General features: G+C 60.5%; 1 protein-coding gene. It reads right to left on the bottom strand.

Annotation, left to right across the window (positions count from 1 at the left end):
- Positions 1 to 11: 11 nt before the first annotated feature.
- On the bottom strand, positions 12 to 243 hold a 232-nt coding region (locus tag R0K30_RS23175), incomplete at its 5' end, for a hypothetical protein (RefSeq protein WP_410613346.1).

The following is a 243-nucleotide window of genomic DNA, read 5'->3' on the forward strand; positions in this document are numbered from 1 at the left end:
CTGAAACAACCTCATGAAAGACTCCCAGAAGGCGGTTCATTGGCCGATCCGCCTTCGCTCGCGGCGCGGGGTCGCTTGCGTATTACCGCCCCTTCCATCATGCAGACAAACGGAACGGCCAGAATGAGTCCGCCAGTAATCATGGCCGTCTGCAAGGAGGTGCTCAGCGCCGTGAATATGCCGTAGTGCGCCAGCGCCAACCCCGCCACGGTCGAAATGGATTTGCCGCGCCGTGCAATCAGG

Source organism: Bacillus sp. SIMBA_154 (genome assembly GCF_046536015.1).
Lineage (GTDB): Bacteria > Bacillota > Bacilli > Bacillales > Bacillaceae > Bacillus > Bacillus pumilus_P.